This is a genomic window from Stenotrophomonas sp. RS-48, assembly GCF_030053245.1.
GTDB classification, from domain to species: domain Bacteria; phylum Pseudomonadota; class Gammaproteobacteria; order Xanthomonadales; family Xanthomonadaceae; genus Stenotrophomonas; species Stenotrophomonas maltophilia_P.
Window position 1 is genome coordinate 1 of the sequence record NZ_JASGBV010000111.1, and the last position, 12375, is coordinate 12375.

Here is a 12375-nt window from a genome sequence, read left to right on the forward strand (position 1 = left end):
TTGGCCGCGGCATCCATGCCGCGGACACTCCCGCAACCGGACCCACCCCGCCTTCGACAGTTTCCTGCGATCTGTCGGAACGATCCGACCCAATATCTATTCCGATATCTGACAGATTTCATCCACACGTGGCGTGAATCCATCAGATCGCGGCATTCTGCCGAAGGTGGGGCGGTGTCGGAGTGCGGGGTGTCCGCGGCATGGATGCCGCGGCCAAGCCTACAGGGACGTACTTGCGGCGTCCCCGCACTCCGACACCGCCCCGCCACCCCACGGACAGCGCGCTTTTGACGTTGAATCTGACGTTGCCCTGGCTCGTAGCAGGTGCAGGGCGCAGCCCTGCCGCCCCCCTTGCCCTGCTTAGAACGGAGTGGCGGACTCGAACGCCAGCGCGTCGCCCGTCACCGGGTGGGTGAAGTGCAGGCTGCGCGCATGCAGATGCACGCGCTGCGCCGGTGCGGCGCCATACAGCACATCGCCGACGATCGGATGACCCAGGCTGGCCATGTGCAGGCGCAACTGATGGCTGCGCCCGGTCACCGGCTCCAGCGCCACGCGCGTGCGCTGCGCTTCAACATCGCGGGCCAGCACGCGCCAGCGCGTCAGCGCCGGCTTGCCGTGTTCATGGTCGACCTTCTGTTTCGGCCGGTTCGGCCAGTCCACGATCAGCGGCAGATCCACTTCACCGGCATCACCTTCGATCACACCCTGCACGACGGCTTCGTAGCACTTGCCCACCCTGCGCTGCTCGAACTGCATCGACAACGCGGCCTGCGTCGTCTTGCCCCGTGCATGCAGCAGCAGACCGGAGGTGACCTGGTCCAGCCGATGCACGGTCAGCGCGTCCGGGTACAGCACCTGCAGGCGGGCCACCACGCAGTCCTGGTTCTCCGCGCTACGGCCAGGCACGGACAGCAGGCCGGCGGGCTTTTCCACCACCAGCAGTGCGTCATCGATGTAATGCAGGTGGATCATGCGGTTCTGCGGAACTCCATATGAAAACGGGGAAGCCGAAGCTTCCCCGTTTCTGTCAGCTGCGTGCCGGCCAGACCGGCACCCGCGGCATCAGCCCAGCAGGTGGGCAACGCCGGCGCGTTCTTCTTCCAGCTCGGCCAGGGTCTTGTCGATGTACTTCTGGCTGAAGTCGTCGATCGGCAGATCCTTGACCAGGGTGTACTTGCCGTTCTCGGTGGTCACGGCGAAGCCGAAGATCACGCCTTCCGGGATGCCGTAGGAACCATCGGACGGCACGCCCATGGTGACCCACTTGCCGTTGCTGCCCAGCACCCAGTCACGCACGTGGTCGATCGCGGCATTGGCCGCCGAAGCCGCCGAGGACGAGCCACGGGCTTCGATGATCGCCGCGCCGCGCTTGCCGACGGTCGGAATGAAGGTGTTGGCATTCCACTCCTGGTCGTTGATCGCATCGGCGATCGAAGCACCATCGGCGGTGGCGAAACGGTAGTCCGGGTACATGGTCGGGCTGTGGTTGCCCCACACCACCAGCTTTTCCATGCCACCGACCGGCTTGCCGAGCTTGGCCGACAGCTGGCTCAGGGCACGGTTGTGGTCCAGGCGCAGCATGGCGGTGAAGTTTTCCGGCTTCAGATCCGGTGCCGACTTCATGGCGATGTAGGCGTTGGTGTTGGCCGGGTTGCCGACCACCAGCACCTTCACGTCACGGCTGGCGACCTTGTTCAGCGCCGCGCCCTGCGCGGTGAAGATCTTGGCGTTTTCCAGCAGCAGGTCCTTGCGCTCCATGCCCGGGCCGCGCGGACGCGCGCCGACCAGCAGGGCGATGTCAGCATCCTTGAACGCCACTTCAGCGTCGTCGGTGCCGACCATGCCGGCCAGCAGCGGGAAGGCGCAGTCTTCCAGTTCCATCATCACGCCCTTCAGGGCGGCCTGGGCCTTGTCCACCGGCAGCTCCAGCAGCTGCAGGATGACCGGCTGGTCCTTGCCCAGCATTTCGCCGGAGGCGATGCGGAACAGCAGGGCATAGCCGATCTGGCCGGCGGCGCCGGTCACGGCAACACGAACGGGTGCTTTCATGGGGGTTTCCTCTTGCTTGCAAGCGTTTGATGGGACGCCGCGGGCGTGGCCCGGCAGGCCTGGCAGGCGGCGGAGAACAGGGAAACGGCCACCCGTGGGTGGCCGTCTCGGAAGGGGGTCAGGCGGCGAGGATCTTGTTCCACTCGGCCACGCGGTCGGCCTGTGCGGCCAGCGCGGCGTCGACGTCGCCTTCCAGGGTGATCGAATGGATCACGTCGCCCTGCTTGACCGAATCGACGATGGCCTGGCCTTCCAGAACCTTGCCGAACACGGTGTGGCGGCCATCCAGCCAATCGGTCTTGATGTGGGTGATGAAGAACTGGCTGCCATTGGTGTTCGGGCCGGCGTTGGCCATCGACAGCGAGCCGACCTCATGCTTCACGCCGTTCTTCTCGTCTTCGAACTTGTAGCCCGGGCCACCGGTACCACGGCCCTGCGGGCAACCGCCCTGGATCATGAAGTCGGCGATCACGCGGTGGAAGATCAGGCCGTCATAGAAGCCGTGCTTGACCAGGTTCACGAAGTTGGCAACGGTCAGCGGCGCCTTGTCAGCGAACAGCTCGACCTTGATCGGGCCCTGGGTGGTGTCGAAAGTGGCGATGAGGGACATGAAGATCCTTGTTGCAAAGGGAAAGGCGTCTAGCCACCTAGTTTACACCCGGCACGTGGCGGCGGCGGCTTCGACCATCGGCGCAGGGCGACGCTTCAGGCTTTGGAGGGTCGCCGCCGGCGGGGCCCCGACGGCCAGCTGAATGGGGCTCCCGGGCGAGCCGGAATCCAGCTTTTCGCGAATCGTCAAGTTCGACGTATAATGTTGGACTTCTTTTTCCAAATCCGGCGCCGACTGGCCCCCTTTCGTATGTCCATCGAAAATCTTCGCAACATCGCCATCGTCGCCCACGTCGACCATGGCAAGACCACCCTGGTCGACCAGCTGCTGAAGCAGTCCGGCACCCTGTCCGAGCGTACCGTCCTCGCCGAGCGCGTGATGGACAGCAACGACCAGGAAAAGGAACGCGGCATCACCATCCTGGCCAAGAACACGGCCATCACCTGGGAAGACAAGAAGACCGGCATCAAGAACCGGATCAACATCGTCGACACCCCCGGCCACGCCGACTTCGGCGGTGAGGTCGAGCGCGTGCTGTCGATGGTCGACACCGTGCTGATCCTGGTCGACGCGATGGACGGCCCGATGCCGCAGACCCGCTTCGTCACCCAGAAGGCCTTCGCGATGGGCTTCAAGCCGATCGTGGTGGTCAACAAGATCGACCGTCCGGGCGCGCGTCCGGACTGGGTGATCGACCAGGTGTTCGATCTGTTCGACAAGCTCGGCGCGACCAACGAGCAGCTGGACTTCCCGATCGTCTACGCGTCGGCCCTGAACGGCTATGCCGGCCTGGAAGACACCGTCCGCGATGGCGACATGACCCCGCTCTACGAAGCGATCATGAAGCACGCGCCGAAGCCCGAAGTGGATCCGGAAGGTGCCTTCCAGATGCGCATCAGCCAGCTGGACTACAACAACTTCGTGGGCGTGATCGGCATCGGCCGTATCCAGCGTGGCACCCTGAAGAAGAACATGCAGGTCACGGTGATCGATCGTGAAGGCAAGAAGCGCAACGGCAAGGTCGCGCAGGTGCTGGGCTTCCTGGGCCTGGAGCGCATCGAGCAGGACACCGCTGAAGCCGGCGACATCGTGGCGATCTCGGGCATTCCGGAGCTGACCATCTCCGACACCCTCTGCCACCCGGACACCCCCGAAGCGCTGCCGGCGCTGACCGTGGACGAGCCGACCATCTCGATGACCTTCCAGGTCAACAACTCGCCGTTCGCGGGCAACAAGGACCTGTCCGGTGGCAAGTTCCTGACCAGCCGCCAGATCAAGGACCGCCTGGACCGTGAAAAGGTCCACAACGTGGCGCTGAAGGTCGAACAGCTGGAGGACGCCGACAAGTTCCTGGTCTCAGGCCGTGGCGAACTGCACCTGTCGGTGCTGATCGAGAACATGCGTCGTGAAGGCTACGAACTGGCCGTGTCGCGTCCGGAAGTGATCATCAAGGAAATCGACGGCCAGCAGATGGAGCCGATCGAACAGCTGGTGGTGGACGTGGAAGAAGTGCACCAGGGCGGCGTGATGGAAAAGCTGGGCACCCGCAAGGGCCAGCTGAAGAACATGGAACCGGACGGCAAGGGCCGCGTGCGCCTGGAATACTCGATCCCGGCCCGTGGCCTGATCGGCTTCCAGAACGAATTCAAGACCCTGACCCAGGGTTCGGGCCTGCTGTTCCACGTGTTCGACCATTACGGTCCGAAGGAACAGGGCGCAATCGCCAAGCGCATCAACGGCGTCATGATCGCCAACGCCCCGGGCGTGACTCCGGCCTACTCCCTGGGCCCGCTGCAGGAACGCGGCAAGCTGTTCGCTGCTGAAGGCGACAATGTGTATGAAGGCCAGCTGGTCGGCATCCACTCCAAGGACAACGACCTGACCGTCAACGCCATCAAGACCAAGCCGCTGACCAACATGCGCGCTTCGGGCAAGGACGATGCGATCCAGCTGACCCCGGCGATCAAGTACTCGCTGGAACAGGCGCTGGACTTCATCGAGGACGACGAGCTGGTCGAGATCACTCCGAAGGAAATCCGGCTGCGCAAGAAGTTCCTGACCGAAAGCGACCGCAAGAAGGCTTCGCGCGGCGGCTGAGCCGGACCGTGAGCCAGAGCGGCTACAACCCGGATCCACACCGGCATCCGGGCCTCCACGTCATCGCCCTGCTCGAAGCGAGCAAGGCGGTGCTGGCGTTGCTGGCTGCGACCGGGCTTGAAGTGCTCGGTCCGCAGCCGCTCCGCGATGGGGTCAATGCCCTGATCCGGCGTTTCAGCCTGGACCCGGATCACGGCACCCTGCCCTCCCTCCTGAACATGATCAATCCCGACGCCGTGCACCTGGCGGCGGCGGCGATGATCGGCTACGGCCTGCTGCACCTGGTGGAAGCCTGGGGCCTCTGGCGGGCCAGGGCCTGGGCCTCCTGGCTGGGCTGCCTGACCGCCGCGCTGTATCTGCCCTTCGATGTCTTCGCCATCGTCCGCCACCCCGGCTGGCCCTCCTGGACGATCCTGGCGATCAACCTGCTCGTGGTCTACGTCCTGGCCCGCGACCTGCGCAAGCGCCACCACTGAGCAGCAGCTACACTGGGCATTGGAGCCGACCAAGCCGCCCCATGCGCCCGTCCTTGCCGCCTCTGCTGACCTGCCTGCTCATCGCGCTGCCCGCGTTGTTCATTGTTGGCTGCAGCCCGGCCACGACCAGCGCCCACGCCGCCGAACCTGCGAGCCGCAACGTGCCCTTCCCCTACGCCGAGACCGACCTGGCCGACCTGCAGGCGCGCATGGTGGCCGGCGAACTGGACAGCACCACGCTGACCCACGCCTACCTGCAGCGCATCGCTGCGCTGGATCGCGCCGGGCCGCGCCTGCGTGCCGTCATCGAACTCAACCCGGATGCCCTGCGGGAAGCCGGTGAACGCGATCGCGAGCGCCGGGACGGCCATCTGCGCGGGCCGCTGCATGGCATTCCGGTCCTGCTGAAGGACAACATCAACGCCGGGCCCATGACCACCAGCGCCGGATCGCTCGCGCTGCAGGGTTTCCGCCCCGCCGATGCCTACCTGGTAAGACGCCTGCGCGAGGCCGGCGCGGTCGTGCTGGGCAAGACCAATCTCAGCGAGTGGGCCAACTTCCGCGGCAACGATTCGGTGTCGGGCTGGAGCGCGCGCGGTGGCCAGACCCGCAATCCGTACCGTCTCAGCCATTCGCCCTGTGGCTCCAGCAGCGGCAGCGCGGTAGCGGTGGCCGCCAATCTGGCCAGTGTGGCGATCGGCACCGAGACCGACGGCAGCATCGTCTGCCCGGCCGCGATCAACGGCATCGTCGGCCTGAAACCGACGGTCGGCCTGGTCAGCCGCGAAGGCATCATCCCGATCTCCTTCAGCCAGGACACCGCCGGGCCGATGACGCGCAGCGTCGCCGACGCCGCGGCCGTACTGACGGCGATCGCGGGCCGGGACGATGCCGACCCCGCCACGGCCACCATGCCCGGCCGCGCGGTCTACGACTACACCGCGCGCCTGGACCCCGAAGGCCTGCGCGGCAAACGCATCGGCCTGCTGCAGACCCCTCTGCTGACGTACCGTGGCATGGCACCGCTGATCGATCAGGCCGCCGCCGAACTGCGCCGTGCGGGCGCGGTGGTGGTGCCGGTGGAACTGCCCGACCCGGGTGCCTGGGCCGAAGCCGAGCGGGTCGTGCTGCTGCATGAGTTCAAGGCCGGGCTGGAGCGCTACTTCAAGACCTACCGCGCGCCCCTGCGCAGTCTTGGCGAACTCATCGCCTTCAACCAGGCCCAGGCGCCGCAGGAACTGGGCCTGTTCGGCCAGGAACTGCTGCTGGAGGCCAACGCCACTGCCGGACTGGCCGACCCTGCCTACATCCGTGCGCGCAGCGATGCGCGGCGCCTGGCCGGGCCGGAAGGCATCGACGCCGTCCTGGCTGCCTACCAGCTGGATGCGCTGGTTGCACCGACCACCGGCACAGCCTGGCCCATCCGCCGCGAAGGCGACGATTTCCCGGGTGAGAGCTACAGCGTGGCAGCGGTCGCGGGTTACCCCAGCCTGAGCGTGCCGATGGGACAGATCAACGGCCTGCCGGTCGGCCTGCTGTTCATGGGCACAGCCTGGAGCGAGCCGAAGCTGATCGAAATGGCCTATGCCTACGAGCAACGCACACGTGCGCGTCGCCCGCCTCATTTCGAAACCGACACCCTGATCGACACTGGCGAGCCTTGATCGGCCCCGGGTTGCCCGGCGGACCGGGGGTACCGCTGCGCTCGCCGGGCACGTCCCGGCGCTAGCGGTCGGGGTCCGGTTCCACCGGCGCGATCGCGGCCTCGCCGTCCTCCGCCCCGGGTGAACGTACATCTGCCGTACGTGCACGCGGTGCGCGTGGCATGTCCAGCTCATCCTCGCGCTGCAACCGCGCGCGCAGCTGCGGCAGTGATTGCGGATGCTCTCGCGCCAGGAAATCCAGCATGCGCTCGCGCACCAGGCAGCGAAGATCGAAGGCATCGCCGGAGCTGCGTGCACTGACCAGCAGGCGCACCTGGATTGCCCGCTCGCTGGTTTCGGTCACCTGGGTCACGCAGACCCGTCCATCCCACAGCGCCTCGCCGCGGCAGATGCGCTCCAGTTCACTGCGGATCGCCGCGATCGGCGCACGGTAGTCCAGCCACAGGAACGCCGTGCCGAGCAGATCGGCGCTGCGCCGGGTCCAGTTCTGGAAGGGGTTCTCGATGAACCAGGTCAGCGGCACCACCATCCGCCGCTCGTCCCAGATGCGTACCACCACATAGCTGCTGCCGATCTCCTCCACGCGCCCCCACTCGCCTTCAACGATCACCACATCATCCAGCCGGATCGGCTGGGTCACTGCGATCTGCAGGCCGGCGATGAGGTTGCCGAACACCGGCTTGGCGGCGATGCCCGCGACCAGCCCGATCAGACCGGCCGAGGCCAGCAGGGCGGTGCCGATCTTCTGCACCATCGGGAATGTCAGCAGCACCAGCGATGCACCGAGCACGATGATGCCGCCCATCAGCACGCGGCTCAGCACCCGCGTCTGGGTCTGGATGCGACGGGCTTCCAGATTGTCCGAGACGTCGATGGGATGACTGCGCAGGATCGCACGCTCGCCGGCGGCCACCGCGCGCACCAGCAGCCAGATGAAACAGGCCGTCAGCGCGATGTGCAGCCCGTGCTGCAGATGCCCCAGCAGAGGCTCCTGCAGTGGCGTGGCCTGCAGCGCCGGGATCAGCAGCAGCAAGGGCCATGCGGTCGCCATTGGCAGACCGAGCACACGACCGATGCGCGCGCGCCGGCGATCACGCCCTTTCAGCCGGTGATAGATCCACAGGATCAGCCAGGCGCCGATGCCGCCCACCAGTGCCGCCAGACCCAGCGGCCATGCATATGCCTGTGCGCTTTGCCAGTGCACGATTGCCACCTCCACTCGAACAGCAGCGGACAGCCTCGCGCATGGCGCATGAGCGTCACGTCAGTCGTTCGTAAGCAGGGTGTTGGTCTGCAGGGCTTGCAGCCCTGCACCTGCTGCGGGCTGGAGCAACAGCGACAGCGACAGCAACTGCAACAGCCGAAGCAGAAGCGGATTTCCTGCGGGATGGCGGGGTGGGTCCGGTTGCGGGAGACGCCGTAAACCCATCCATGGGGGCTTGGCCGCGGCATCCATGCCGCGGACACTCCCGCAACCGGACCCGCCCCGCCTTCGACAGATTTTCGGGATCTGTCGGAATGGCTCTTGGGGTCAGATCCGTTTTCCTGCGGAAAACGGATCTGACCCCGGATTGATTTCGATATCGGACAGAGATTCATCCACGCATGGCGTGGATCTGACAGACACCGGGAATCCGCCATCCCACGGAATGCCCGCATTTGACGTCGACGTTGACTCCGCAGGTGCAGGGCTGCAAGCCCTGCCGAAAAACCCTTAGCGCACCTGTTCCTGCTTGCGCACGATCGCCATCGCGATCTCCAGCGACTGCTCGTAGTTCAGCCGCGGATCGACCGTGGAACGATACGCGCGCTCAAGATCACGCTCGGTGAGCTCGCGCGCGCCACCGGTGCATTCGGTCACGTCCTCGCCGGTCAGCTCCAGGTGCACGCCGCCCAGGCGCGTACCTGCCGCGGCGTGCAGATCGAACGACAACTCCACCTCGCGGCGCACGTTGTCGAAGCGGCGCGTCTTGAACCCATTGGCGGTGCTCTCGGTGTTGCCGTGCATGGCATCGCACACCCACAGCACGCGGCGGCCGTCGCGCTTGACCGCTTCCAGCAGCGACGGCAGCTTTTCGGCTATCTGCGTCGCGCCCATGCGGTGAATGAAGGTCAGGCGCCCGGGCTCGTCGTCCGGATTGAGTACATCGATCAGGCGCAGCAGCTGGTCCGGCGAAACCGACGGCCCCACCTTGATCGCGATCGGATTGCGCACGCCCCGCAGGTACTCCACGTGCGCGCCGTCGAGCGCCGCCGTGCGCATGCCGATCCAGGGATAGTGCGTGCTCAGGTTCAACCAGCCCTGCTGGCGCGGCACCTGCCGGGTCAGCGCCTGCTCGTAGGGCAGCAGCAGGGCTTCGTGCGAGGTGTAGAAGTCGATGCGGTTGAGGTTGTGCACCCGGGCACCGGCCAGGGTTTCCATGAAGTGCACGGCATCGCCGATCGATGCCACCATCTTCTGGTACTCGGCGGCGAGCGGCGAATGCCGCACCCAGTCCAGGTTCCAGTACTCGGGGTGGTGCAGGTCGGCGAAGCCGCCATCGATCAGCGCCCGCACGAAATTCATCGTCATCGCCGAATGTGCGTGGGCCTGCAGCATCCGCTTCGGGTCGGGCAGGCGCGCGGCTTCGGTGAAGGCCGGCGCATTGATCACATCGCCCCGGTAGCTGGGCAGCGTCACCCCATCACGGGTCTCGGTATCAGCCGAGCGTGGCTTGGCGTACTGGCCGGCGAAGCGGCCGACGCGGATCACCGGCTGGCGCAGGCCATGCACCAGTACCAGGCTCATCTGCAGCAGCACCTTCAGGCGATTGGAGATGGTGCCGGACTCACAGTCGCTGAAGTTCTCGGCGCAATCGCCGCCCTGCAGCAGGAAGCGCTTGCCCTCCTGCGCCTCCGCCAGCTGCTGCTTCAGCGCCAGGATCTCCCACGAGGTCACCAGGGGGGGCAGCCGCTTCAGCTCATGCAGGGCAGCATCCAGCGCCACCGGGTCGGGATAGGTCGGCATCTGCAGTGCGGTCTTGCCGCGCCAGCTCTCCGGCGACCAGGCAGCGCCCGCGGCGGTTGCGGCAGGATCGGGAACCGGTGAAACGGCGGGCAGGCTCATTGCAGACTTCCGGGGTGGGGGACGGTCATGGTCGCAGAGCCGGCCGCCGCCGCAAAGGGCCAGCTCTTCCGGCCCGATGCCTGAACGCCAGGGAAAGCACGCGCCGAGCAGCCACAGACCGCATGGTCGGCGGCGCCGCCAGAGGCGCATGATCTGTTACGGAGTAACACTCACCGTCATGGACCGGCCCCCTCCACGCCCCAGGCCCTGCTCTCTCCCATGAAGCCCTCACGCCTCGCTACCAGCATCACCTTCGCCCTGGCCCTGGCCAGCATGCCCCCCCTTGCCGCGGCCGCGGATGACGCCGGGCCCGCAGTGAAGAACCTGGATGCGGTCACCGTCAGCGCCCACCTCGACCAGGCCCGCAACGCGCTGTCGCCGGACATCGGCAGCAGCCAGTACCAGATCACCGCCGAGGACATCCAGAAGCAGCCGCTCGGCGCCTCCGCCGCACTCAGCCAGGTGCTGCTGCAGGCCCCGGGCGTGGTCCAGGACTCCTACGGCGGTGTCCATGTGCGTGGTGATCACGCCAACCTGCAGTACCGCATCAACGGCGTGCTGCTGCCCGAATCGATCTCCGGCTTCGGCCAGACCCTGGATACGCGAACCATCAGGAGCATCCGGCTGATGGATGGCGCACTGCCGGCGCAGTTCGGCGAACGCACCGCCGCAGTGGTGGACATCACCACCCGCAGTGGCGCCGAACTGGGCAACGGCGGCAGCGCCGGACTGACTGCCGGGTCGTTCGGCAAGGTCAATCCCAACGCCTCCTGGTGGGGCAACCAGGGACGCTGGAGCTGGTTCCTGACCGGCAACTACGACCAGAACGAGGTCGGCCTGGAGAACCCGACGAACTCGCGCCGGCCGCTGCACGACGACACCCACCAGGGCAAGGCGTTCGCCGACCTCACCTATCTGCTGGACGAGAACACGCGCGTGAGCGTGTTTGCCGGCATTGCCAACAACCGCTTCCAGATTCCGGTGAACCCGGGCCAGACACCGCAGTTCGGCTACCTCGATACCTCCACGTTCGACTCCAGCCAGCTGGATGAGACCCAGCGCGAGACCACGCGCTTCGGCATGCTGGTGCTGCAGGGGACGCTGGGCGCCAGCGCGTACCAGCTGTCGGCCGGCCAACGCTACAGCGATGTCGGGTTCAATCCCGATGTGGCGGGCGATCTGGTATTCAGCGGTGTTGCTTCACAGGTGCAGCGCAGCAACCGCGCCAACACCGTGCAGGCCGACGTTTCCACCCCGCTGGGCAGCGATCACACGCTGCGCTATGGCCTGTACGGCAATCATGAGACCGCGCGGGCCCACAGCAGCAGCTGGGTGTTCCCGGTTGACGACGCCGGCCAGCAGGCCAGCACCACGCCCCTGCTGATTCCCGACCGCAGTGCTTTCCACGCCAGCACGCTGGCGCTCTACGTGCAGGACGAGTGGAAGATCGGAGACAACTGGACGGTCAACTATGGTCTGCGCGGCGACCGCTACACGGCCTTCGGGCGGACCGAAGGCCAGCTCAGCCCGCGCCTGGGCGTGGTCTGGAATGCCGGCGACAGCACCACCCTGCACGCAGGCTATGCGCGCTACTTCACACCACCGGCCAGCGAGCTGATCGCCTCCGACGACATCGCGCTGTACGACGGCACCAGCAACCAGCAGCCCAGTGATGGCAACGCCACGCCACTGGCCGAGCGCAGTGACTACTACGACCTCGGCATCTCGCAGCAGATCGGCGAGCACCTGACACTCGGCGTGGATGCGTATGACCGGCGTGTCGCCCGCCTGCAGGATGAAGGCCAGTTCGGCGCCGCCTACCTCTATTCAACGTTCAACTATCGTCGCGGCCACATCCGCGGCCTGGAGTTCAGCGCCGACTACAGCGACGGACCGTTCAGCGCTTACTTCAACGCTGCATACAACAAGGCGATCGGCACCCAGGTGATCACCGGCCAGTACAACCTCGACCCGGACGCCCTGGCCTACGTGGCCGACCATTGGATCCACCTGGACCACGACCAGAAGCTGACCTCGTCGGGCGGTGTCAGCTATGCCTTCGCCGGACACAACCGGATCGGTGCCAACTACGTGTTCGGCAGTGGCCTGCGCTCGGACACCGAAAGCGTACCCAATGGGGGCGAGCTGCCGTCCTACCTGCAGGTGAACCTCAGTGCTGGCCACGATTTCAACCCCGACAGCGGCCATCCGCTGCATGCACAGCTGGCGTTGGTCAACGCGCTGGATCGCAGCTATCAGCTGCGCGATGGCGGCGGCGTAGGCGTGTTCGCCCCCCAGTGGGGGCCGCGACGCGGCGCCTATCTCAGCCTGCAACAGGATTTCTGATCGATGTCGCCGCCCCCCGGCAGA

The 12375-nt window shown here is 66.3% G+C and carries 9 protein-coding genes; 4 read left to right on the top strand and 5 right to left on the bottom strand.

The window, feature by feature from the left end; all coding sequences use genetic code 11:
• Positions 1 to 360: 360 nt before the first annotated feature.
• From QMZ25_RS17795 to QMZ25_RS17805, 3 genes are all read right to left on the bottom strand, one after another.
• Positions 361 to 975: an RluA family pseudouridine synthase gene (locus QMZ25_RS17795; RefSeq protein WP_128988931.1), complete on the bottom strand. Its 615-nt coding sequence runs from the start codon at positions 973 to 975 to the stop codon at positions 361 to 363.
• Positions 976 to 1065: 90 nt separating this feature from the next.
• Positions 1066 to 2052, bottom strand: coding sequence for a malate dehydrogenase (locus tag QMZ25_RS17800; RefSeq protein WP_005415428.1), 987 nt, complete (start codon positions 2050 to 2052; stop codon positions 1066 to 1068).
• 118 nt (positions 2053 to 2170) lie between these two features.
• Positions 2171 to 2662, bottom strand: a complete 492-nt coding sequence (locus QMZ25_RS17805) for a peptidylprolyl isomerase (protein ID WP_053520333.1) — start codon at positions 2660 to 2662, stop codon at positions 2171 to 2173.
• Between the two features lie 249 nt (positions 2663 to 2911).
• Here QMZ25_RS17805 and typA point away from each other — a divergent pair, with 249 nt between their 5' ends.
• The 3 genes from typA to QMZ25_RS17820 are packed head-to-tail and all read left to right on the top strand — an operon-like array spanning position 2912 to position 6899.
• Positions 2912 to 4759 carry a translational GTPase TypA gene (gene typA / locus QMZ25_RS17810; protein WP_053520332.1) on the top strand — a complete coding sequence of 616 codons (1848 nt, stop codon included), beginning with the start codon at positions 2912 to 2914 and terminating at the stop codon, positions 4757 to 4759.
• An 8-nt stretch (positions 4760 to 4767) separates the two neighbouring features.
• Positions 4768 to 5235 carry a DUF2127 domain-containing protein gene (locus QMZ25_RS17815; RefSeq protein ID WP_065176006.1) on the top strand — a complete coding sequence of 156 codons (468 nt, stop codon included), beginning with the start codon at positions 4768 to 4770 and terminating at the stop codon, positions 5233 to 5235.
• A 41-nt stretch (positions 5236 to 5276) separates the two neighbouring features.
• Complete coding sequence (locus QMZ25_RS17820) at positions 5277 to 6899, top strand: amidase (protein ID WP_283220058.1); 1623 nt, start codon at positions 5277 to 5279, stop codon at positions 6897 to 6899.
• Positions 6900 to 6960: 61 nt separating this feature from the next.
• Here QMZ25_RS17820 and QMZ25_RS17825 read toward each other — a convergent pair whose 3' ends face one another.
• Complete coding sequence (locus QMZ25_RS17825) at positions 6961 to 8103, bottom strand: mechanosensitive ion channel family protein (RefSeq protein WP_283220059.1); 1143 nt, start codon at positions 8101 to 8103, stop codon at positions 6961 to 6963.
• A 510-nt stretch (positions 8104 to 8613) separates the two neighbouring features.
• The gene (locus QMZ25_RS17830; protein ID WP_283220060.1) at positions 8614 to 10005 is read right to left on the bottom strand and encodes a 3-deoxy-7-phosphoheptulonate synthase class II; all 1392 of its coding nucleotides are present in this window, start codon (positions 10003 to 10005) and stop codon (positions 8614 to 8616) included.
• 219 nt (positions 10006 to 10224) lie between these two features.
• Here QMZ25_RS17830 and QMZ25_RS17835 point away from each other — a divergent pair, with 219 nt between their 5' ends.
• Positions 10225 to 12351, top strand: a complete 2127-nt coding sequence (locus QMZ25_RS17835) for a TonB-dependent receptor (RefSeq protein WP_283220061.1) — start codon at positions 10225 to 10227, stop codon at positions 12349 to 12351.
• Positions 12352 to 12375: the final 24 nt, after the last annotated feature.